Genomic DNA, 22,186 nt, shown 5'->3' with positions numbered 1-22,186 from the left:
CATGCTCCAGATCACGGCACGGGACCTCGCCGCATTGACAGACGGCACCCTCGTGGGAGGCGCCACGGGTGATGAGCTGGTCACCGGCACCGCGCAGATCGACTCCCGGGATGTGACGCCCGGTGACCTCTTCGCCGCCTTCCACGGTGAGCACGTCGACGGCCACGACTATCTCGACGCCGCCCAGCGTGCCGGTGCTGCGCTCGCGCTCGTCACCGAGGACCGCGGCCTGCCCGCGGTGCAGGTCCAGGACGTGCGGTCCGCACTCACCGCACTCGCCCGCGTCCAGCTCGAACGAGCCCGCGAGGAGAACCCGGAGCTGGTGGTCCTCGCCGTCACGGGCAGCGCCGGCAAGACCGGGACCAAGGACCTGCTGGGCACGATCCTCTCCGCGCACGGGCCCACCGTGGCACCCGCCGGCAGCTTCAACAACGAGCTCGGGCTGCCCCTGACCGTGCTCCGCGTGACATCCGAGACCCGCTACCTGGTGCTCGAGATGGGTGCCCGCGGGATCGGCCACATCGCCGAGCTCACCGCGATAGCCCGGCCCGACATCGCGCTGGTCCTCAACGTCGGCTCCGCCCACATCGGCGAGTTCGGCAGCATCGACGCGATCGCCCAGGCCAAGGGCGAGCTGATCGAGGCGCTCGTCCCGAGTGGCCGCGCGATCCTCAACGCCGAGGACCGACTGGTCGCCGCCATGGCCCAGCGCTCCGCCGCCCCCATCGTCAGCTGGGGATTCACCACCGGCGACGTCCGCGGTGCGGACCTCTCCCTGGACCAGCGCGCCCGCGTGCGCTTCGACCTGGTGGTCCCCGAGGGACTCACGACGCTGCGCGGCGAGCCCATCGCCGCCGGCCGGTACGCGGTGCACCCGGATCTGCTCGGCGAGCACCAGGGCGCGAACGTCCTCGCAGCGCTCACCGCCGCACTGTCCGCCGGGGTCGCCCCCGCCACGGCCGCCGAGGCGCTCGAGGGTGCCACCCTCGCCTCCGGTCAGCGGATGCAGGTGCTCGAAGCGGCCGGCGTCCTGATCATCGACGACGCCTACAACGCCAATCCCGACTCCATGCGGCAGGCGCTGAAGACCCTCGCCCACCTCGGCCGCAGCCACCGCACCATCGCCGTGCTCGGCGAGATGCTCGAGCTGGGCGCTGACACCGTGCGGCTGCACGACGAGATCGGCCGGCTCGCCGTGCGCCTGAACATCGGGCAGCTGTACTCGATCGGCGACGGCGCGGCCCCGATCCACCACGGGGCGAGCCTCGAAGGCAGCTTCGGCGGGGAGTCCGAGTACCTCGACACCGTCGACGAGGCGATCGCTGTGCTAGAACGTACGGTGCAGCCGGGCGATGCCGTGCTGCTGAAGTCCTCGCGTGATGCAGGACTGCGGCATATCGCCGCCCCCCTCGTCGAACGCCTCTCCCGGCGCGGCGACCTCGGTGGCCAGACGCAGAACGGAGACGACCAGTGATCGCGATCATCATCTCCGGCGCTATTGCCGGAACCCTCTCGATCCTGGGGACCCCGCTGTTCATCAAGGTGCTCGAGCGGCGCGGCTATGGCCAGTTCATCCGCGACGACGGCCCCACCTCGCATGCCACCAAGCGCGGGACGCCGACCATGGGCGGCGTCGCGATCATCCTCGCGGTTCTCGTGGCCTACTTCCTCACCCACCTGGTGCTCTGGACCCCACCCAGCGTCTCGGTGCTGCTGGTGCTCTTCCTCGCCGTGGGCCTGGGGGTGGTCGGCTTCCTCGACGACTACCTGAAGATCTCCCAGCAGGACAGCACCGGGCTGCGGCCGCGGTACAAGCTCCTCGGGCAGTTCGTGGTCGCGACCGCCTTCGCCGTGCTGGCACTGCTGTTCCCGGACGAGAACGGCGCCACCCCGGCCTCATCCCACATCTCCTTCGTGCGCGACATCCCCTGGCTGGACCTGGCCTTCCTGGGCAGCGTGGTCGGCTTCCTGCTCTTCGCTATCTGGGCGAACTTCCTGGTCGCCGCCTGGTCCAACGGCGTGAACCTCACCGACGGGCTCGACGGTCTGGCCAGCGGCGCCACGATCATCTTCACCGGTGCCTACCTGATCATCAGCTTCTGGCAGTGGCGTCAGGTCTGCAACATCGACCTCGACGCCGGGGGAGTGGTGCACTGCTACGAGGCCCGGGACCCGCTGGACACCGCGGTGCTGTGCGCGGCGATCATCGGCGCCTGCGTCGGCTTCCTGTGGTGGAACACCTCGCCCGCCAAGATCTTCATGGGCGACACCGGCTCGCTCGCCCTCGGCGGCGCGATCGCCGGCCTGACGATCGTCTCCCGCACCGAGGTCCTCGGCGCGATCATCGGCGGGCTGTTCGTGATCATCTCGCTCTCGGTCATCATCCAGGTCACCAGCTTCAAGCTCACCGGGAAGCGGGTGTTCCGGATGGCACCTCTGCAGCACCACTTCGAGCTCAAGGGCTGGAACGAGGTCACCATCGTGGTGCGCTTCTGGATCGTGGCCGGGATCCTCGCCGGCATCGGTCTGGGCATCTTCTACCTGGATGCCCTGCCCAGGCTCACGTCATGACCACCGGCGCCCCCGGCATCCCCGTGCTCGAGCGGTCCTGGCCGGGACTGGACGTCAGCGGACTGCGGATCCTGGTGACCGGCTTCGGGGTCTCCGGATACGCGATCGCGGACCAGACCATGCAGCGCGGCGCCCACGTGCTCGTGGTCGACGGCACCGACACCCCCGAGCTGCGCGAGCGTGCTCAGATCCTCGAGGTGCTCGGGGTGAAGTTCCGCCTGGGCCGGGAGCACACGCTCGAGCTGCCCCAGGACACCGAGATCGACCTGGTGGTCACCTCCCCGGGGTGGCGCCCTGATCAGCCCCTGCTGGCCGCGGCGCAGGCCGCCGGGATTCCGGTGTGGAGCGAGATCGAGCTGGCTCGTCGCATGCAGACGGCCGACGGCCCCGCCTGGCTCGGCATCACCGGCACCAACGGCAAGACCACCACCGTCACCATGCTCGAATCGATCCTGCAGCATGCCGGGCTGCGCGCCGTCGCCTGCGGCAACGTAGGACTGCCGGTGATCGAGGCCGCTCTGGACCCCGAGGGATATGACGTGCTCGCCCTCGAGCTCTCCAGCTTCCAGCTGCACTGGACCGAGCACCTGGACTGCGAGGCCGCAGTGGTGCTGAACGTCAGCGCCGATCACCTCGACTGGCACGGCGGCGCGGACTCCTACGCCGCGGCCAAGGGACGGATCTTCGAGGGCGTGCGCACCGCGTGCGTGTACAACGCCGCAGATCCGACCACCCTCTACCTGGTCGAGGAGGCGGACGTGGTCGACGGGGCACGCGCCGTGGGCCTCACACTCGGGCCGCCCGGGGTCTCCGAGCTGGGCGTGATCGACGGCGTGCTGGTGGACCGGGCCTTCCTCGCCGAACGACGCCACGCCGCCGCGGAGCTCGCCACCCTGGCCGATCTCGCTCACCTGGGCCCGCAGGGCGCCGGGCCCCATCTCGTGCTCGACGCCCTCGCCGCCGCGGCTCTCGCCCGCGCGCACGGCGTCGACCCCCGCGCGGTGCGGGACGGTCTGCGCGCCTATCGGATGGGCAGCCACCGCGCCCAGCACCTCACCACCATCGACGGCATCAGCTTCGTCGACGACACCAAGGCGACCAACCCCGCCGCGGCCGCCGCGTCACTGCGCTCCGCCGAGCGGGTGGTCTGGCTCGCCGGCGGCGACACCAAGGGCGCCGATCTCGACGCGCTGATCGCGGGAGCGCACGACCGCCTGGTCGGCGTGGTGCTCCTGGGCGCCGACGACGCTCCGTTCACCGCCGCCCTGACACGACACGCACCCGAGGTCCCCGTCCGGCGCATCGATCCGGGCGACACTGACGATGTCGCCGGGCGCACCCGGATGATGGACGACGCGGTGCAGGCCGCCCGCGCCCTCGCCTCCGCGGGGGACGTGGTGCTGCTGGCTCCCGCCGCCGCCTCCATCGACCAGTTCCGTGACTACGCGGAGCGGGGGGATCTGTTCGCGGCGGCCGTCGCCCGACTGCCAGGAGAGCGCGCATGACGATGGAGGAGACCCGACGGGAACCCCGCGGGGACGCCCGCCGCTCCGCCGGCGTGGTGCGCCCTGATGAGGAGCACCCGCTGGGGAACATCAGTGGCCGCGTCCGAGACGGCATCGGCAGTTGGCTGAAGTCCCCGGCACTGGACTTCTACGGACTCATCGTGGTCGGAGCGCTGCTGATCAGCGTGGGCCTGGTGATGGTGCTGTCCTCCAGCTCGGTCGGGAACATCTCCCGCGGCGACTCCGGCTTCGCCGGCCTGCTGCGCCAGGGCACCTTCGCCGGGATGGGCCTGGTAGCGCTGGTCACCGCGGCTCTGATGCCGCCCGGGTTCTACCGCAAGGCGGCCTGGATCCTGTTCGGTGTCGGCCTCCTGCTGCAGTGCCTGGTGCACGTCCCGGGCCTCGGCGTCGAGGCGTACGGCAACCGCAACTGGATCCAGATCGGCTCCCAGCGCCTCCAGCCCTCGGAGTTCCTCAAGCTCGCCCTCGCCGTCTGGATCGGTGCGCTGCTGGCGATGAAGCGCCCGCTCCTGCATCGACCCTTCCACCTCATCGTCCCGCTGGCCCCGGGCGTCGCAGCCGCTCTCGGGCTCGTCGTGCTCGGCCATGACCTCGGCACCACGCTGGTGATGTGCATGCTGGTCGCCGGCGCCGTCTGGGTCGCAGGAGTACCGCGCCGCTGGTTCATGGCCGCCGGAGCGGCGGGACTGGTCGGAGTCATCACGCTCACCGTCACCAGCGGGAACCGCATGGCGCGCATCAACAACTGGCTCCACGGCACCTGCCCGGGCGACTCCTGCCTGCAGTCGGAACAGGGCCTGATGGGGCTCGCCGAGGGCGGATGGTGGGGCGTGGGCCTCGGGCAGTCCCGCCAGAAGTGGGGACGCCTGCCCGCCGCCGAGGACGACTACATCTTCGCGATCATCGGCGAGGAGCTCGGGCTGATCGGCACCCTCGGCGTGCTGCTGCTGTTCACGGTCCTCGCCCTGCTGATGTTCCGCATGATCACCCGCCTGGATGACCACTTCATGCAGATCACCGTGGCCGGCATCAGCGCCTGGCTGCTCGGTCAGGCCTTCGTGAACATGATGGTGGTCACCGGGTTGCTGCCCGTGATCGGCGTGCCGCTGCCATTCATCTCCGCCGGTGGCTCCGCTCTGCTCGCTTCGATGACCGCACTGGGCGTGCTGCTCTCCTTCGCCCGGCGAGAGCCCGGCGCCGCAGAGGCGATCGGAGCCCGACTCAGCTCGGTGCGCCGTTCGATCAGCGTGCTGCCGGCGCCGCGTGAGCGCGCTGCATCCGGTGCACCCGCCGCGACCCGCCGCACCCCCCGGGGCGCGAAGAAGGCGACGAAGCGCGCCGCGCAGGCGAAGAGCGCAGCGACGACGAAGCGCGCGACGTCGGCCACGAAGAGCTCGAATGCGACGAAGGGCGCGACCACAGCGAAGGGCGCGACCACGACCAAGGGCGCGCCGGCGGCGAAGCCCGTCAAGCGATCCTCCTCCCGCTCGCGGCGCTCGGGCCGCGGCTCCGCTCCCTCTTCCCGGAAGTCATGATGTCCACCACCACGCCCCGCATTCTGCTGGCCGGGGGCGGCAGCGCCGGGCATGTCTCCCCGCTGCTGGCCACCGCCGCTCAGATCACCCGTCGCTGCCCCGAGGCGGAGGTGATCGTGCTCGGCACCCGGGAGGGGCTCGAGGCCGATCTGGTGCCCGCAGCCGGCTACGAGCTGGTCACGATCGACAAGGTGCCCTTCCCGCGCCGTCCGAACGGGGACGCGCTGCGATTCCCTGGCCGCTTCGGCGCGACCCTGGGCCGCGTCCGCACCCTGCTGCGGGAGCGGGAGATCGACGTGGTGGCTGGGTTCGGCGGCTACGTCTGCCCGCCCGCCTACCTCGCCGCGGCCTCGCTGCGACGCCCCCTGGTGGTCCACGAGGCGAACCGTCGGCCGGGCCTGGCCAACCGGCTCGGTGCCCGCCGCGCCGCCGCCGTGCTCACCGCCTTCGAGGGCTCGAGCCTGCCAGGTGCGCGCCGCATCGGGATGCCGATGCGAGAGGGGATCGCCCACCTAGACCGCGCAGCTCGCCGCGAACAGGCCGTGCGCGGATTCGGGCTGGACCCCGCCCGCCCGGTGCTGCTGGCCACCGGTGGCTCCCTCGGGGCCCTGCGCCTGAACACGGCGGTGGCCGACGCTGCTGCCGCTTTCATCGAGGACGGCGCGCAGATCCTGCACGTCACCGGTCGCGGCAAGGCCGAAGGGCTGCCCGAGCTCGAGGGCTACGAGGTGGTCGAGTACGTCAGCGCGATGGAGGATGCCTACGCCGCCGCGGATCTCGCACTGACCCGCTCCGGTGCCGGGACGGTCTGCGAGCTCACCGCCGTCGGCCTGCCCGCAGTGCTGGTGCCGCTGCCCATCGGCAACGGTGAGCAGGCGCTGAACGGCGAGCAGGTGGTCGCCGCAGGCGGCGCCCTGATGGTCGCCGATGGGGAGCTCGATGCGGCCCACCTCCGCCACCAGGTGCTGCCGCTGCTGCGCGACCGCGACCGGCTGTCCGCGATGGCGGCGGCCTCCCGCGCCTTCGGCATCACCGATGCCGCCGAGGTGATGGCCGACGTGGTGACCGGGGTCGCACGCCGAGCCTGACCCGGGACACCCGGCGAGCGGATTACGGTGACCTCATGACTTCTGGCCTCGAGAACGCTTCCTCCCCGCAGGCGACGCCCCGCACGATCCTGCGTGCCGGGGACGTCATCACCCGGCCGGACTGGCCCACCGATCTCGAGGTGCGCTCGGTGCATGTGGTGCGCATCGGCGGGGCAGGCATGAGCGCCGTCGCCCGTCTTGCCCTCGAGTCCGGGCTCGAGGTCAGCGGCTCCGACTCCCAGGACGGCCAGTTCATCGCTCCGCTGCGGGAGGCCGGGGCCCGCATCGGCATCGGCTTCGACGCCTCCCTGCTCGCTGCGGACCTCGACCTGGTGATCGTCTCCACCGCCGTGCGAGCCGACAACCCCGAGGTGCTGGCCGCCCGCGATCGCGGGATCCCCGTCATCCACCGCGCCGCCGCACTGGCCGGACTGCTCCGCGGGCATGACCTGGTCGCCGTCGCCGGCACCCACGGCAAGACGACCACCACCGGGATGGCCGTGTCCGCCCTGCGCGGTGCGGGAATCGACCCGGCCTGGGCGCTCGGAGCCGCGGTCCCCGATCTGGGACGCAACGCAGGACTCGGCGCGTCCCCGACCACGTCGTCCCCGCGCACCGGCCTCGCCGTCGTCGAGGCAGATGAGTCCGACGGCTCCTTCCTCGCCTTCACCCCGCGTTCCCTGGTGGTCACGAACCTCGAGCCCGACCATCTCGACTTCCACGGCGACGCCGCCACTCTGACCGCGGCCTTCGACGCCCTCACCGCGCAGCTCGCCCCTGGCGGCACGCTCGTGGTGTGCGCCGACGACCCGGGCGCCCGAGCGCTCGGCGCGCGTGCCCGGGCCCGCGGCATCACCGTGGTGCACTACGGCACGGAGACGGACGCCCAGTGGTCGCTGAGGGAGGAGCGCAGCGGCCCCCTCGGTGCCGAGGTCGAGATCGACACCCCCCATGGCCCGCTGACCATCCAGCTGTCGGTGACCGGCCACCACAACGTGCTCAATGCTCTGGGCGCCCTCGCCGCCACCGCAGCGGCCGCCCCGGACTCCTCCGCGGCCGCCCTCGCCGCAGGCCTCGCGACCTTCACCGGCGCCTCACGCCGCTTCGACGTGGCCGGGACCGTCGGGGGAGTGACCGTGGTGGACGACTACGCCCACCATCCCCGGGAGGTCGCCGCGACCATCGCCGCCGCCCGCGGCATCGTCGCCTCGCAGACGGCCCCGGGCCGCGTGCTCGTCGTGTTCCAGCCCCACTTGTTCTCCCGCACCCGCGACTTCGCGATCGACTTCGCCGCCGCACTGTCTGCCGCCGATCACGCCTGGGTGCTGCCCGTCTACGCGGCCCGCGAGGACCCGGACCCCACGGTCGACGCACGGACCCTCACCGACCTCGCCGCCGCGTCCGTGACGCCGGTCGCCGCGGGGACGGAGCTCATCGAACAGGTGGTCGCCGAGGCCCAGCCGGGGGACCTGCTCCTGATGCTCGGTGCCGGCGACATCGTGGAGATGACGCCCCCGCTGATGGCCGCTCTGCGCGAGCTCGAGGACGGCAGCTGATGGCGCGCCGCCCCACCGCCCCGAAGCCACGGCAGGGCGCCCGGCGCGCCGCCCCCGCGCCGACCCCGAGACCGAAGAAGCCCACCCCGCCGCCCGCGACCCCAGCGTCGTCCGCTCCGACGGGCCCTTCTGCCCCGTCGGCCCCGTCTGCGCCGTCTGTCCGCTCTGCACGCCCCGCGTCCGCTGCTCGCCAGTCGTCCTCGGCACGCTCGGGGCGTCCGTCGCCCTCGGCGCCCTCGGCGCGGTCTGCTCTCTCTGCCCCCTCGCCGGCACAGTCACCGGCATCAGCTCCGGCTCCTCGCGGGCGCACCGTCGGCCGCCCCCAGACCTCGGAGGTCCGCCCTCCGGAGCACTCCGCGCCCGCCGCGGGGTCGCCGGCTGCGGGGGCAGAGGGCGGCGGCCGGGTGGTGCAGGCCTCCGAACGATTCCGCGAGCTGGTGGCGGGAAGGCCCTGGAGGCGTCGCCGCCGCGCGATCATCGCCGGCGTCCTGATCACGGTGCTGGTGCTGGTCGCCGCGGGCGTCACCGCGATCTTCCTGCCCGCGCTGCAGGTGCAGAAGATCGCGGTCGAGGGGACCGGCTACGTGCAGGAGCAGGATGTCCAGGCCGCGGCCTCCGCGCGCGCCGACGGCAGCATGCTGCTGCTGGCCACCGGAGCGATCGCCGAGGACGTCTCCGAGATCCCCGGTGTCGACTCGGTCGAGGTCGAACGGGTCTGGCCGGACGGCGTGCGGGTCAGCATCACCGAAGCCGTCCCGATCGGACTGCTCACGAAGGCCGACGGCACCACCGCCGTGGTCGACGCCGGAGGGCAGGAGCTGCCGCCCGCCGCGGGCGAGGGGACCGCGCTGGTTCCACTCGTCGTCGCCGGAGGGTCCGCGGATCCCGAGGGTGCGGCCGCAGCGATGACCGATGTCATGGCAGGGATGCCCGAACCGCTGCGCGGAGCGGTCCAGGAGGTCACCGCCTCCAGCCTGAGCGACGTGACGGTGGTGCTCGCCCTTGAGGACGGCGGCACCAAGACGGTCGTCTGGGGAGATGCCCGCGACGCGGAGCTCAAGGCCGAGGTGGTCCAGGCGCTGCTCGGACAGCCCGGCACCATCATCGATGTCTCTTCCCCGGTGGCTCCGGTCACCCGCTGACGTAATTTGGGGTCGTGGCGGTGATCTCGCCCGCCCTCGGACGCCGACACGCGCACGTGGTGTTTGCGTGCAGGTGATTGCGTCCATAGCGTCAAGGGAAAGGAGAAGCGCCCCGAAGTCCGAACCTCAACTCGAGGTATAGGGTTTCGGAAGTCCACGACCAGGTGCGACGCAGGCCCCCTCCTCGGATGAACGACAAGAGCAAGGACCAACACGTGGCCGGAACCCAGATCTCACTCGCAGTCATCAAGGTCGTCGGCGTCGGCGGCGGAGGTGTCAACGCCGTCAACCGCATGATCGAGTCCGGCCTCAAGGGCGTCGAATTCATCGCGATCAACACCGACGCCCAGGCACTCCTGATGTCCGACGCGGACGTCAAGCTCGACGTCGGCAAGGAGATCACCCGCGGACTCGGCGCCGGCGCCGATCCCGAGGTCGGCAAGCGCGCCGCCGAGGACCACGCCGAGGAGATCGAAGAGGTCATCCGCGGCGCGGACATGGTCTTCGTGACCGCCGGAGAGGGCGGCGGCACCGGCACCGGCGGCGCCCCCGTCGTGGCCAAGATCGCCCGCAGCCTCGGCGCCCTCACCATCGGTGTGGTCACCCGCCCCTTCACCTTCGAGGGCCGTCGCCGCTCCACTCAGGCGGAGTCCGGCATCGCCGCACTCCAGGCCGAGGTCGACACCCTCATCGTGATCCCGAATGACCGCCTGCTCTCCATCGCGGACAAGCAGGTCTCCATGCTCGACGCCTTCAAGAGCGCGGACCAGGTCCTCCTCTCCGGTGTCCAAGGCATCACCGACCTCATCACCACCCCGGGTCTGATCAACCTGGACTTCGCCGACGTCAAGTCCGTCATGCAGGGCGCCGGCAGCGCCCTGATGGGCATCGGCTCGGCCCGCGGCGAGGACCGCGCCCTGCAGGCCGCCGAGCTCGCGGTGTCCAGCCCCCTGCTCGAAGCCTCGATCGACGGCGCCTATGGCGTGCTGCTCTCCATCCAGGGCGGCAGCGACCTCGGCCTGTACGAGGTCTCGGAAGCGGCCCGCCTGGTCCAGGAGGCCGCCCACCCCGATGCCAACATCATCTTCGGCTCCGTCATCGACGACGCCCTGGGCGATGAGGTGCGCGTGACGGTCATCGCGGCCGGCTTCGAGGGCGGCGGTCCGGCCCAGCGCCAGGACGTCACCCCGCAGCATCGCCCGGCACCCCGTGCCGAGCAGCCGCGCGCCGAGCAGCCCCGCGCAGCGGCACCGCGCGCTCCCCACCAGGAGCAGCGCACCGCCCACGGGGCCAGCGCCGGAGCGGCCGGTTCCGGTGCGCCCGGGGCCTGGGGACTGCCGCAGCAGGCCTTCTCCCCGTCGCGACCGAGCGCGACCGAGCCCGAGACCGAGGTGCTCGACGCGGCGGATACCGAGGGCGGGCAGTACTCGCAGCAGGAGCGGGTCGCGCCGCAGCCCGCACCGCGAGCCCCCGAGCGCGAGCCGGCACGCCCCCCGCACATCGAGGAGCCGCCGTCCGACGATGACGACCTCGATCTGCCGTCCTTCCTCAAGTGACCTCAGCACTTCCTGCACGGGCCTCGCGACTTCGCGGGGCCCGTGCCCTGTTCACGGGGCGTGAGGGCGGGGTCAGCACGGGTGAGCACGCCGGGTTGAACCTCGCGCGCCACGTCGGGGACGAGGAGCGATCCGTCACCCGCAACCGGGAGCTGCTCGAGACTGAGCTCGGAGTGCCGCTGATCTTCGTGGATCAGGTCCACTCCGCGGACGTCCACGTGCTTCCACCGACGGGAACCGCGCCGGTGGTCACCGCCGACGCCCTGGTCACCGATCGCCGGGATGTGGGGCTCGCGATCATGGTCGCGGACTGCCTGCCGGTGCTGCTGAGCGATCCCGTCTCCGGCACGATCGCTGCAGCCCATGCCGGGCGCGTGGGACTGCTGGCCGGAGTCCTGCAGCGGACCATCGAGGGGATGGCAGAGTTCGGGGCCCGCCCGGCGGATCTCACGGCGAGCATCGGGCCCGCGATCTGCGGTGCCTGCTACGAGGTGCCCGCGGCGATGCGGGAGGAGTCGGCACGGCTGCTGCCCGCCACCTGGGCAACCACCTCCTGGGGCACGCCCTCCGTGGATCTGCGCGCGGGCGCGATCGAGGTGCTCTCCGCGGCGGGTATCCCGCCCTCCGCCATCGACGCGGACCATCCGTGCACCCTGGAGGACGAACGCTTCTACTCCTACCGCCGCCAGGCAACCACCGGGCGCTTCGCCGGGATCCTGCGCCGCGAGTGACGCGCCCGCCCAGACACGCTCACGACACGCCGGGCACCTCCCGGGGTCGAGGAAATCCCTGCGGTAGTTTCAACGGGTAAGGGCTCCCGCGCACTCCCCGTGCTTCCCTGGAGCCCTGGTCAGCGTGAACAACAGACTGGGAGATCTGCGATGGGAACCTGGCGCAACGCCATGGTCGCACTCGGCCTCGCCAACGAGGTCGATGACGAGTACTACGAGGACGAACGGCTCCGCCATGACGAGGTTGCCGCACCGTCCCGCCGCACCGAGCGTGGCCCCGAGGCCGCACCAGAACGGGAGGCCCAGGTGACCCCGATCCGTCAGCATTCGAACGTGGTGGCCATGGCCCCGGCAGTGGAGGAGTCGATGCACCGCATCACCACGATCCATCCGCGGTCCTACAACGACGCCAAGGCGATCGGCGAGTCGTTCCGTGACGGCGTCCCCGTCATCATGAACCTCTCGGACATGCAGGACGGCGACGCCAAGCGCATGGTCGACTTCTCGGCCGGGCTGGTCTTCGGCCTGCGCGGCACCATCGAGCGCGTCACCTCGAAGGTGTTCCTGCTCTCCCCGGAGTTCGTCCAGGTCGACGGGGATACCTCGGCCGACGAGGGCAGCTTCTACAACCAGAGCTGAGCGTTCCCGTGCAGATCGTCGCAGGAGTGCTGTACCTCGCAGTGCTGGTGTATCTCCTCCTGCTCATCACTCGCCTCGTGCTCGAGTGGATCCAGTCCTATGCCAGGGAGTACCGGCCTTCGGGGCTGATGCTGGTCCTGTTCGAGGTCGTCTACACGCTGACCGACCCTCCTGTGCTGGGGCTGCGCCGCCTGATCCCGCCCTTGCGGATCGGCGCGGTGGCGCTCGACCTCAGCCTGATGATCCTGCTGGTCCTCGGATGGATCCTGCTGCGGGTGCTCGGCGGAATGGCGATGTGAGGAGGCTCCGGTCCAGGAACCTCTGCAGCATCCGCTAGGCTTGAACGCGCCGCGCCCACCGCGCATCTGAACTCCCGCACTAAGAAAAGGTGACCCATGGCTCTGATGCCCGAAGACCTACAGAATCAGCGGTTCACGCCGGTCCGGTTCTCCGAGGGCTACGACATGGACGAGGTCGACAACTTCCTCGACAACGACGTGGAACCTCGCCTGAAGGAACTCCTCGCTGAGAACGAGCGCCTGAAGAAGGAGCTCGAGGAGGCGCACAACCGCATCGCCGAGCTCGAGACCGGCACCAGTGCAGCGGCACCCGTCGGCGATGTCTCCGCGACCGGTGAGACGGACGCGATCATCGATACCACGCCCATCGGCGCCGACGATGAGGTCGAGATCGATGCCACCGCACCGCAGGCCGTGGTCGAGGACGAGGCCGTCGAGCAGCCCGCCCCCGTGGCCGCGCCGGCGCCGGAGAGCCCCGATCAGTCCGCCGCCGGCATCATCGCCCTGGCGAACCGTCTGCACGACGAGTACGTCAAGAACGGTGAGGACGAGCGCGATCGTCTGATCAGCGAGGCCAACGGCGAGCACATGCGCATCGTCGGCGAGGCCGAGGAGAAGTCCCGCACCACGCTCGCCGACCTCGAGACCAAGAAGGCAGAGCTCGACAAGACCATCGAAGGCCTGCGCAACTTCGAGCGCGACTACCGCAACCGTCTGCGCAACTACCTCGAGAACCAGCTCAGCGATCTCGACAGCAGCGAGACGCAGGACAAGCAGGCGAACTTCGGTCTGTGAACACCCCTGCTTCCACGCCGACGAGCGCCGGGCCCCAGGGGTCCGGCGCTCGTCGCCGTCTGAGCCGTGGAACAGTCCTCGGCACCATCGCCGGGATCGGCGCGGTCCTCGCCGTGATCGACCAGATCACCAAGAACTGGGCGGTGGAGTCGCTGCCCCTGCTGGATCCCCAGCCGTTCATCGGTGAGATCCTCCAGCTGACCCTGCTGTACAACAGCGGGGCGGCCTGGGGGATGGGCTCGGAGATCACCCCGGTGGTCACCTGCCTGCAGATCGCGATCGTGATCGGCGTGATCGTCTTCGCCGTCAAGGCGGTCCGCTCGCCCTGGTACACCGTCGCCCTCGGTCTGATCATGGGTGGCGCGCTGGGCAACATCCACGACCGCCTGCTGCGCGATCCGGGGCCCTTCCGCGGCGCCGTCGTCGACTTCCTCGAACTGCCCAACTGGCCGGTGTTCAACGTCGCCGACATGGCCGTGGTGGGCGGCGCGATCCTGATCGTCGCCCTGGGCCTGTTCGGGGTCGACGCGGATCCGGCACGTCGCGACGCCGCTGCCGATACCGCAGCTGCAGGTGGCGCGCCAGCTGGCGACGCCACCGCGCCAGCCGCTGGCGCCGCCGACGACACTGCGCCGGCTCATGACGACACCGAGCCGACTCACGATGACACCGTGCAGGAGAAGCAATGAGTTCCTCCCGCACGCTGATGGTGCCCGAGGGGCTCGCCGGGGAGCGGATCGATGTGGGCATCTCACGGATGCTGGGTCTCTCCCGCACCCGCGCCGCAGAGCTCGTGACGAACGGCGGCGTCCTTGTCGATGGCCAGGTCCCGGCCCGCTCCACCCGGCTCGAGCCCGGCGCGATGGTGTACGTCGAGCTGCCGGACGAGAAGCCCGCGGTCGAGGTCCGGCCGCAGATCGCCGACGGCATGAGCCTGATCCACCAGGATGACGACATCGTGGTGATCGACAAGCCCGTGGGAGTGGCGGCGCACCCGAGCGCCGGCTGGTCCGGCCCCACCGTGCTGGGCCATCTGGCCGCCGCGGGCGTGAGCATCCGCACCACCGGCGACGCGGAGCGGCAGGGCATCGTGAGCCGCCTGGACGTGGGCACCAGCGGGCTGATGGTGGTGGCACGCACCGAGCGCGCCTACACCACCCTCAAGGATGCCTTCCGTGCCCGCGAGGTCGGCAAGGTGTACCACGCGGTCTGCCAGGGCACCCCGGAGCAGCCGGCGGGCACCATCGAGGCCGCTATCGGGCGCTCCCCGCAGCACGACTACAAGTTCGCGGTGCGCAGCGACGGCAAGCACTCGGTGACCCACTACGAGACGCTCGAAGCCCTGCAGGGCGCGACCCTGCTGAAGGTAGGCCTCGAGACGGGACGCACCCATCAGATCCGGGTCCATATGGCCGCGCTGCATCACCCGCTGGTGGGCGACCCGCTGTACGGCGCGGACCCGCGTCTCGCCGAGCGGGTGGGCCTGATTCGCCAGTGGTTGCACGCGATGGAGCTGACCTTCATCCACCCCGCCACCGGCGAGGAGGTCAGGTTCGTCTCGCAGTACACGGCAGATCTGCAGTCGGCGCTGGAGGCCTTGCGGGGTCATTGAGCCGGGCATGCTCCCGGCGGGTGATCCGGAACTGCTCATAGCGCCCGGTCCCCCCGAGGAACTCCTCCTGCTCTCCGCTGCCGGTGCTCCGCATCCCGATCCGCTGCAGGATCCGCAGCGATGCTGCATTCGCGGGCAGTGCCTCCGCCCACACCGACTCCAGGCCCAGCACGTCGAAGGCGTAGTGGAGAGCGGCCCCTGCGACCGCGGTGCCGAGCCCTTTCCCCCAGCAGGTGCTGGGGCCGATCGCATAGCCGAGCTCGCGCTCCCACGGTCCGACGCCGTGCAGGTCGACATAGCCGATCAGCACCTGATCCCGTACGGCGCCCAGGCGCAGCAGCTCAGGTGGCGGGGTGTTCACCAGACCGGTCCAGAACGCGCGCAGCTCGGAATCGGGGAGGCCGGGGCTCCACCCGGCGTGCTCGACGAAGCGTGGGTCTTGGCCCCAGGAAGAGAAGACCGGGACATCGGCCACATGCAGCGGGCGCAGGCGGATCACAGCGGTGGCGGGCACGCGCACAGTCTGGCAGGCGGTAGCGTCGAAGGATGAACGATGAGCAGATCTCCCGTGCGCTGACGCCCTCCCACGAGGCGGCGCTGGACCGTCCCGACTTCCCGTTCCTCCGGGTCGCCCGCCGCCTGGGCATCGATCCGGCCGGTGCCGAGGTCACGCTGCGCGATGCTGAGCGGGCCCGTGAGGCAGTCGCCGAGGCGGTGCGCACCTATCTCGCGGCTGATGACGACCGTCGCGCCGGCAAGGCGCCATCCACGCCGATGGCGCTGGACCCGGACTTCCCGACCGGCGTGGGCATGGCGCTGGTCGGCGCGGCGGTCCTCTGGGAAGCCAGGGATCTGGTCCCGCGGGTCGCGCTCCGGGTCGCCAAGGACCACTTCGAGGATGGGGCCGACGAGCTGGCCGCGAGCTATGCCGCCCTGGTGCAGGAATCCGTGGACCCGGGGGAGGACTCCCGGGACGATGCCGTGGCCTGGGCGGCGCAGTCGCTGTTGGTCTCGGTGCTGCAGCGTTCAGGGAGCCCGGCCCAGGCCGAGGAGGTCGCCCGTGATCTCGTCGCCCATGCGATCCCGATCGATCTGTGGCGCGTTGACGATCCCACGCTCCCGGATGATTCGATGGCCTGGCACGGCGGTGCCTTCGTCGGCGGCATCCCGCCGCGCCGCGATGAACGCTCGCTCAGCTTCGAGGACGTCCACGACTACCTGGACTCCCTGCTCCAGGAGACCCGGCGGGAGCAGCAGGCCGAGGGAGACGGCACCAGGAGCTGAGCGGCATGAGCGGCTCCTGAGACGCACGTGCCGAGCGCGAGACTCGAGACGCGAGAGCTGAGTGCGAGACGCTGGAGCATCCGGCACCGGAGCTCCCACCTCCGTAGGCTGTCCCCATGACCGAACCCCAGGGCGCCCTCCTCACGGGCAGCGTGAACTTCGATGATGCCGAGAAGACGATGCGCACGGTGGCGGAGATCCTCGGCCGCCATGTCCGGCGCATCCCCGACGGCGAGGTAGGGAAGAGATTCCACTGGATCATGTTCCAGCCGGACGTCCTCGGCCAGGCCGCAGGCATCGAACGCGTCGGCGAGCAGCCGATCCCCTTCGGCGCCGGCATCGATGCGCGGCCGCTGCGGCTGGCCGACGGCGTCGACCCCGCCGGGATCACGCTGCCGCCGCTCGGCTACGCCGCCGCGGCGAAGGACTCCTATCCGATCTTCGCCCGGCTGCGCGAGCAGGGCGTGATCGCGCAGGGGATCCGCTTCCAGGTCTCCCTGCCGACACCGGTCGCAGTGATCTCCTCCTTCTTCACCGGTGCGGACAGGGCCGCCATCGAGCCGATCTACACCGAAGCGCTGCTGCGCGAGCTCGAGGAGATCCTCGAGGCGATCCCGCACGAGGACCTCGCGATCCAGTGGGACGTGGCCAGCGAGCTGGGGATCCTCGAGGGTGCCTCCGGCTACGGCAGCCCTATGGAGGGCTGGTGGAGTGGGGATCTGCTGGCGGGCATCGTGACCCGGCTCGCGGCGCTGGTGGATGCGGTGCCGCTGGATGTCGAGGCCGGGGTGCACCTCTGCTACGGCGATGCGGGGGAGCGGCACTTCGTCGAACCGCGCGATGCCGCCACGCTGGTGCAGCTCGCCGACGCCCTGGTGGACAGCGCCGCCCGGCAGCTGACCTGGCTGCATCTGCCGGTGCCCATCGAGCGGGACGATGCGGCGTACTTCGCTCCGCTCGCGCAGCTGCCACGGCTGGACGAGCTGTACCTCGGGCTGGTGCACCGCGAGGACGGCTCCGAGGGGGCGCGGCGGCGCATCGCCGCAGCGTCCACCGCGCTGAACCAGCCCTTCGGGGTGGCCACCGAATGCGGGATCGGCCGTGCTCCGCAGGGCACCACCGAGGGGATCCTGCGCACCCACGCGGAGGTCTCCGCACCGCGGTGAGCCCCGGTGCGCGCCCGGCGCGCCCGGTGCGGGCCGGGCGACACGCCGGAGGTGCTGGGTGACCTCTCCGACCCCTCCCTGAATCCCTCGGTCGGAGGCTCCACGGCTACTCTGGTGGGTATGGCTTCCGCGGACTCTGATGACTTCGTGCATCTGCATGTGCACACCGATTACTCCCTGCTGGACGGTGCTGCGAAGATCGACAAACTCGTCGCCGAGACGAAGCGGCAGGGGCAGAGCGCGGTGGCGATCACCGACCACGGCTACCTCTTCGGCGCCTACGAGTTCTACAAGGCCGCGACCGATGCCGGCGTCAAGCCGATCATCGGGGTCGAGGCGTATGTGACCCCGGGGACCAGCCGCCATGACCGCACCCGCCAGCAGTGGGGCACCAAGGAGCAGCAGGCCGCCGGCGATGACGTCTCGGCCCGCGGCGCCTACACCCACATGACCCTGCTGTCGAAGTCGACCCCGGGCATGCACAACCTGTTCCGGCTCGCCTCCGAGGCGTCGCTCGACGGTCAGATGGGCAAGTGGCCGCGCATGGACCGCGAGATCCTCTCGAAGTACTCCGAGGGCCTGATCGCGACCACCGGCTGCCCCTCCGGCGAGGTCCAGACCCGCCTGCGCCTGGGGCAGTTCGACGAGGCGGTCAAGGCCGCTGGCGAGTTCCAGGACATGTTCGGCAAGGACAGCTACTTCATCGAGCTGATGGACCACGGCCTGGACATCGAGAAGCGGGTCACCAAGGACCTGCTGGAGGTGAGCAAGGCGATCGGCGCCCCGCTCGTGGCCACGAACGACCTCCACTACGTCACCGAGGACGATGCGCAGATCCAGGACGTGCTGCTGTGCATCAACTCCGGTTCGCGCCTGAACGACCCCAACCGCTTCAAATTCGGCGGCTCCGGCTACTTCCTGAAGTCGGCGCGGCAGATGCGCGAGCTGTTCCGCGAGTTCCCTGAGGCGTGCGACAACACCCTGACCATCGCCGAGATGTGCGAGGTCGAGTTCCGCACCACCGACGAGGGCGCGAACTACATGCCGAACTTCCCCACCCCGCCCGGGGAGGACGAGGAGTCCTGGTTCGTCAAGGAGGTCCAGCGGGGCCTGGAGTACCGCTACCCCTCCGGCATCCCCGATGATGTGCAGAAGCGCGCCGACTACGAGGTCTCCGTGATCCTGCAGATGGGCTTCCCGGGCTACTTCCTGGTGGTCTCGGACTACATCAAGTGGGCCAAGGAGCAGGACATCCGGGTGGGCCCGGGCCGTGGCTCCGGCGCCGGCTCGATGGTCGCCTACGCGATGCGCATCACCGACCTCGACCCGCTCGAGCACGGCCTGCTGTTCGAGCGGTTCCTGAACCCCGACCGCGTGTCCATGCCCGACTTCGATGTCGACTTCGATGATCGCCGCCGCGGCGAGGTGATCGAGTACGTCGAGCGCAAGTACGGCGATGACCGCATCGCCCAGGTCATCACCTACGGCGTGATGAAGACGAAGAACTCGCTCAAGGACGCCGCCCGCGTGCTCGACTACCCCTTCGCGATGGGCGACAAGCTCACCAAGACCCTCCCGCCCACCGTGATGGGCAAGGACATCTCGGTCAACGGGATCTTCGACCCCGAGGACAAGCGCTACGCCGAGGCGGGGGAGTTCCGCCGGCTGCATGACGAGGATCCCGACGTCCAGAAGGTCGTCGAGGTCGCCCGGGGCGTCGAGGGGCTGACCCGTGGCTGGGGCGTGCACGCCTGCGCCGTGATCATGTCCAGCCACCCGCTGAAGGACATCGTCCCGATGATGCGCCGCCCCTCGGACGGCCAGATCATCACCCAGTTCGAGTACCCCACGCTCGAGACCCTCGGCCTGCTGAAGATGGACTTCCTGGGGCTGCGGAACCTCACCGTGCTCTCCGACGCGATCGCGAATATGGAGCGCAACGGGAAGGTCCCGCCGGACCTGGAGACCCTGCCGTTCGACGACCAGAAGACCTACGAGCTGCTGCAGCGCGGCGACACCCTGGGCGTCTTCCAGCTGGACGGCTCCGGCATGCGCACCCTGCTGCGGCAGATGAAGCCCGACCAGTTCGGTGACATCACCGCGGTCTCGGCGCTGTACCGTCCGGGCCCGATGGGCATGAACTCCCACACCAACTACGCGCTGCGCAAGAACGGGCTGCAGGAGATCACCCCGATCCACCCGGAGCTCGAGGAGCCCCTCTCGGAGATCCTCGGCGAGACCTACGGCGTGCTGGTCTATCAGGAGCAGGTCATGCAGACGGCGCAGAAGGTCGCCGGCTACAGCCTCGGTCAGGCCGACATCCTCCGCCGCGCCATGGGCAAGAAGAAGAAGTCGGAGCTGGACAAGCAGTTCGCCTCCTTCGAGGCCGGTATGCAGGACAACGGGTACTCCAAGGCCGCCGTGACGGCGCTGTGGGAGACCCTCATGCCGTTCGCCGACTACGCCTTCAACAAGTCGCACTCCGCCGCCTACGGGGTGGTGTCCTACTGGACCGGCTACCTCAAGGCGAACCATCCCACCGAGTACATGGCCGCGCTGCTGACCTCCACCCAGGAGAACCGCGACCGGCTGGGCCTGTACCTGGGCGACTGCCGCCACCGCGGCATCACCGTGCTGCCGCCGGATGTGAACGAGTCCGATCTGTACTTCTCCGCCGTCGGCGAGGACATCCGCTTCGGGCTCTCGGCGATCCGCAACGTCGGTGCCCACGTGGTCGAGGAGATCATCCGCACCCGCGAGGAGAAGGGCGCCTTCACCTCCTTCACCGACTTCCTGGACAAGGTCCCGCTGTCGGTGTGCAACAAGCGCACCATCGAGTCCCTCATCAAGGGCGGTGCCTTCGACCAGCTCGGCGCGAACCGTCGCTCGCTGGTGCTGATCCATGAGGACGCCGTGGACTCCGTGGTCGATGTGAAGCGCAAGGAGGCTCAGGGCCAGTACGACCTGTTCGCCGATGTGTTCGGCGGCGGCGCGGACGACGGAGACATGACCACCGGCTCCGCAGCGACCATCACGATCCCGGATCTTCCCGAGTGGGACCGCAAGGAGAAGCTCGCGTTCGAACGGAACATGCTGGGCCTGTACGTCTCCGACCATCCGCTGTACGGGCTCGAGCATGTCGTCGCCCAGAACTCCTCGACCACGATCAGCGCCCTGGCCGATGACGGTGCCGTCGAGGACGGCGCCATGGTGACCATCGCCGGGCTGATCACGACCCTGCAGCGCAAGACCACCAAGAAGGGTGACATGTGGGCGATCGTCACCGTCGAGGACCTCGAGGGCTCGATCGACTGCCTGCTGTTCCCCTCCACCTATATGACGGTCGCCGGGGAGCTCGCTGAGGATCTCATCGTCTCGATGAAGGGGCGGGTGGACACCTCCAAGGGCATGCCGGAGCTGCGGGTGATGGAGATGACCGTCCCCGAGACCGGGGGAGGGGCCGACGGGCCCGTGGTCATCGCCCTGCCGGCGACCCGCGCGACCGAGCGTGTGGTCAGCGAGCTGCGCGGGGTGCTGGAGGACAATCCCGGCGCCAGCGAGGTGCGGCTGCGCCTGCAGGAGCCGGGCCGCACCACCCTGATGCAGCTGGACAAGCGGCTCTCGGTGAACCCCTCGGCCGCGCTGTACGCCTCGCTGAAGACGCTGCTGGGCCCCAGCTGCCTGCAGTGATGCGATGAGCACGTGGCGGGTGGCGACCTACAACATCCGCCACGGGCTCGGCGACGACGGCCGGGTGGATCTCGCGCGCACGGCCCGCGAGATCGCGGCGCTCGATGCCGAGGTGATCGGCCTGCAGGAGGTGGACCAGGGCTTCGGACCCCGCTCCGGGCACGAGGATCAGGCCGCACGACTCGGGGAGCTGCTGGGGATGCAGGTCTGCTTCGGTGCCGCTCTCGAGCTGCCGCCCGCCCGTGAGAGTGAGCCGCCCCGCCGCTACGGGCTCGCCCTGCTGACCCGCCACGAGATCCTCAGGCACTCCCTCGCCCTGCTGCCCGCCCACCCTGGCTGCGCGCCGCCGACGGAGCCCCGCGGCGTGCTCTATGCGCGGATCCGTGGGCCGGGGGAGCAGGAGCTCGACGTGCTGGTGACCCACCTCGACAATGCCGGCCGCGCGCACCGCACCGCCCAGGTGCAGGGCATCGTCCGCCACGCTGCGGACCTCACGGGACCGGCGCTGCTGATGGGGGACATGAACGCCGATCCCTCCACTCCGGAACTGGCCGCTCTCGCCGCCACCGGATGGCGAGATGCTGCCCAGACCTTATGGCGAGATGCTGCCCAGGAGGCGGCTTCAGGAGACGGCGCGTCCACGGCTCGAGTCGTGGAGTCCGCTCGGAGGGTAGGCCCGCGTTCACAGATTCACGCTCAGCTCGACGTGGTCATGACGCCGCTGCGCAGCTTGAGGCTCGCGACCCATCCGGCCCGCTTTCCCGTGCGGCGCATTGACTCGCTCTGGGTGCGCGGCGAGATCGAGGTCAGCAGCGTCGAGGTGGGAACCCGACGCTCCTCGGACCATCGCCCCGTGGTCGCGACGGTGCGCATGACCGGCTGAGGTGCAGGTGCGTGAAGGGCTGAAGGGCGAACTGCTGGTGATTGAAGCTGCTGGGGGATGAGCTGCTGAGCGATCCGGGGTAGACATCGCGGGCGGTGCTGTCCGCGGCGCCC

Annotated in this window: 19 protein-coding genes; 18 read left to right on the top strand and 1 reads right to left on the bottom strand. The window is 70.4% G+C overall.

Features of this window, described 5'->3' with window-relative positions:
- Position 1 precedes the first annotated feature (1 nt).
- The 14 genes from ACT3T9_RS13135 to ACT3T9_RS13070 all read left to right on the top strand — a co-directional run bounded on the left by ACT3T9_RS13135 (position 2) and on the right by ACT3T9_RS13070 (position 15,050).
- Positions 2-1,474: a UDP-N-acetylmuramoyl-tripeptide--D-alanyl-D-alanine ligase gene (locus ACT3T9_RS13135; protein WP_444606757.1), complete on the top strand. Its 1,473-nt coding sequence runs from the start codon at positions 2-4 to the stop codon at positions 1,472-1,474.
- Complete coding sequence (mraY, locus tag ACT3T9_RS13130; RefSeq protein ID WP_441443519.1) at positions 1,471-2,571, top strand: phospho-N-acetylmuramoyl-pentapeptide-transferase; 1,101 nt, start codon at positions 1,471-1,473, stop codon at positions 2,569-2,571. The genes ACT3T9_RS13135 and mraY overlap by 4 nt, the downstream gene beginning before the upstream one ends.
- On the top strand, positions 2,568-4,076 hold the full coding sequence (gene murD, locus ACT3T9_RS13125) for a UDP-N-acetylmuramoyl-L-alanine--D-glutamate ligase (protein WP_441443518.1): 1,509 nt from the start codon (positions 2,568-2,570) through the stop codon (positions 4,074-4,076). Before mraY ends, murD begins: the two co-directional genes overlap by 4 nt.
- On the top strand, positions 4,073-5,632 hold the full coding sequence (gene ftsW, locus ACT3T9_RS13120; protein WP_441443517.1) for a putative lipid II flippase FtsW: 1,560 nt from the start codon (positions 4,073-4,075) through the stop codon (positions 5,630-5,632). Before murD ends, ftsW begins: the two co-directional genes overlap by 4 nt.
- Complete coding sequence (gene murG, locus ACT3T9_RS13115; protein WP_441443618.1) at positions 5,632-6,720, top strand: undecaprenyldiphospho-muramoylpentapeptide beta-N-acetylglucosaminyltransferase; 1,089 nt, start codon at positions 5,632-5,634, stop codon at positions 6,718-6,720. The genes ftsW and murG overlap by 1 nt, the downstream gene beginning before the upstream one ends.
- A gap of 35 nt (positions 6,721-6,755) precedes the next feature.
- Positions 6,756-8,276, top strand: a complete 1,521-nt coding sequence (murC, locus tag ACT3T9_RS13110; protein WP_441443516.1) for a UDP-N-acetylmuramate--L-alanine ligase — start codon at positions 6,756-6,758, stop codon at positions 8,274-8,276.
- 404 nt (positions 8,277-8,680) lie between these two features.
- Entirely contained in the window at positions 8,681-9,418 is a 738-nt protein-coding gene (locus ACT3T9_RS13105) for a cell division protein FtsQ/DivIB (protein ID WP_441443515.1), read from the top strand.
- Positions 9,419-9,633: 215 nt separating this feature from the next.
- Entirely contained in the window at positions 9,634-10,974 is a 1,341-nt protein-coding gene (gene ftsZ, locus ACT3T9_RS13100) for a cell division protein FtsZ (protein ID WP_441443617.1), read from the top strand.
- The gene (pgeF, locus tag ACT3T9_RS13095) at positions 10,971-11,705 is read left to right on the top strand and encodes a peptidoglycan editing factor PgeF (protein WP_441443514.1); all 735 of its coding nucleotides are present in this window, start codon (positions 10,971-10,973) and stop codon (positions 11,703-11,705) included. The genes ftsZ and pgeF overlap by 4 nt, the downstream gene beginning before the upstream one ends.
- A gap of 150 nt (positions 11,706-11,855) precedes the next feature.
- On the top strand, positions 11,856-12,344 hold the full coding sequence (locus ACT3T9_RS13090) for a cell division protein SepF (protein ID WP_441443513.1): 489 nt from the start codon (positions 11,856-11,858) through the stop codon (positions 12,342-12,344).
- Between the two features lie 8 nt (positions 12,345-12,352).
- Positions 12,353-12,643 (top strand): YggT family protein, encoded by a 291-nt coding sequence (locus ACT3T9_RS13085; protein ID WP_441443512.1) that lies wholly within the window; start codon positions 12,353-12,355, stop codon positions 12,641-12,643.
- A 96-nt stretch (positions 12,644-12,739) separates the two neighbouring features.
- A complete protein-coding gene (locus ACT3T9_RS13080) occupies positions 12,740-13,438 on the top strand; it encodes a DivIVA domain-containing protein (RefSeq protein ID WP_441443511.1) in 699 nt (232 codons plus the stop codon).
- Complete coding sequence (gene lspA, locus ACT3T9_RS13075) at positions 13,435-14,127, top strand: signal peptidase II (RefSeq protein ID WP_441443510.1); 693 nt, start codon at positions 13,435-13,437, stop codon at positions 14,125-14,127. Before ACT3T9_RS13080 ends, lspA begins: the two co-directional genes overlap by 4 nt.
- Positions 14,124-15,050, top strand: a complete 927-nt coding sequence (locus ACT3T9_RS13070; RefSeq protein WP_444606756.1) for an RluA family pseudouridine synthase — start codon at positions 14,124-14,126, stop codon at positions 15,048-15,050. The genes lspA and ACT3T9_RS13070 overlap by 4 nt, the downstream gene beginning before the upstream one ends.
- Here the strand turns inward: ACT3T9_RS13070 and ACT3T9_RS13065 are convergent.
- Positions 14,986-15,564, bottom strand: coding sequence for a GNAT family N-acetyltransferase (locus ACT3T9_RS13065; RefSeq protein ID WP_444606755.1), 579 nt, complete (start codon positions 15,562-15,564; stop codon positions 14,986-14,988). The genes ACT3T9_RS13070 and ACT3T9_RS13065 overlap by 65 nt on opposite strands.
- A 32-nt stretch (positions 15,565-15,596) precedes the next feature.
- Here ACT3T9_RS13065 and ACT3T9_RS13060 point away from each other — a divergent pair, with 32 nt between their 5' ends.
- From ACT3T9_RS13060 to ACT3T9_RS13045, 4 genes are all read left to right on the top strand, one after another.
- A complete protein-coding gene (locus ACT3T9_RS13060) occupies positions 15,597-16,334 on the top strand; it encodes a hypothetical protein (protein ID WP_441443507.1) in 738 nt (245 codons plus the stop codon).
- A 116-nt stretch (positions 16,335-16,450) separates the two neighbouring features.
- Complete coding sequence (locus ACT3T9_RS13055; RefSeq protein ID WP_441443506.1) at positions 16,451-17,500, top strand: hypothetical protein; 1,050 nt, start codon at positions 16,451-16,453, stop codon at positions 17,498-17,500.
- A 120-nt stretch (positions 17,501-17,620) separates the two neighbouring features.
- Positions 17,621-21,190: a DNA polymerase III subunit alpha gene (gene dnaE / locus ACT3T9_RS13050; protein ID WP_441443505.1), complete on the top strand. Its 3,570-nt coding sequence runs from the start codon at positions 17,621-17,623 to the stop codon at positions 21,188-21,190.
- Positions 21,191-21,194: 4 nt separating this feature from the next.
- On the top strand, positions 21,195-22,073 hold the full coding sequence (locus tag ACT3T9_RS13045; RefSeq protein WP_444606754.1) for an endonuclease/exonuclease/phosphatase family protein: 879 nt from the start codon (positions 21,195-21,197) through the stop codon (positions 22,071-22,073).
- Positions 22,074-22,186: the final 113 nt, after the last annotated feature.

Origin of the sequence: Brachybacterium sp. AOP29-B2-41, assembly GCF_052378395.1 — a bacterium.
Classification (GTDB): domain Bacteria; phylum Actinomycetota; class Actinomycetes; order Actinomycetales; family Dermabacteraceae; genus Brachybacterium.
This window is presented reverse-complemented; position numbering and strand designations above follow the sequence as displayed.

Coding starts and splice junctions, on each gene's coding strand:
- ACT3T9_RS13135 (WP_444606757.1), top strand. CDS start 2: ATGCTCCAGATCACGGCACGGGACCTCGCCGCATTGACAGACGGCACC.
- murD (WP_441443518.1), top strand. CDS start 2,568: ATGACCACCGGCGCCCCCGGCATCCCCGTGCTCGAGCGGTCCTGGCCG.
- ftsW (WP_441443517.1), top strand. CDS start 4,073: ATGACGATGGAGGAGACCCGACGGGAACCCCGCGGGGACGCCCGCCGC.
- murG (WP_441443618.1), top strand. CDS start 5,632: ATGTCCACCACCACGCCCCGCATTCTGCTGGCCGGGGGCGGCAGCGCC.
- murC (WP_441443516.1), top strand. CDS start 6,756: ATGACTTCTGGCCTCGAGAACGCTTCCTCCCCGCAGGCGACGCCCCGC.
- ACT3T9_RS13090 (WP_441443513.1), top strand. CDS start 11,856: ATGGGAACCTGGCGCAACGCCATGGTCGCACTCGGCCTCGCCAACGAG.
- ACT3T9_RS13080 (WP_441443511.1), top strand. CDS start 12,740: ATGGCTCTGATGCCCGAAGACCTACAGAATCAGCGGTTCACGCCGGTC.
- ACT3T9_RS13070 (WP_444606756.1), top strand. CDS start 14,124: ATGAGTTCCTCCCGCACGCTGATGGTGCCCGAGGGGCTCGCCGGGGAG.
- ACT3T9_RS13060 (WP_441443507.1), top strand. CDS start 15,597: ATGAACGATGAGCAGATCTCCCGTGCGCTGACGCCCTCCCACGAGGCG.
- ACT3T9_RS13055 (WP_441443506.1), top strand. CDS start 16,451: ATGACCGAACCCCAGGGCGCCCTCCTCACGGGCAGCGTGAACTTCGAT.
- dnaE (WP_441443505.1), top strand. CDS start 17,621: ATGGCTTCCGCGGACTCTGATGACTTCGTGCATCTGCATGTGCACACC.
- ACT3T9_RS13045 (WP_444606754.1), top strand. CDS start 21,195: ATGAGCACGTGGCGGGTGGCGACCTACAACATCCGCCACGGGCTCGGC.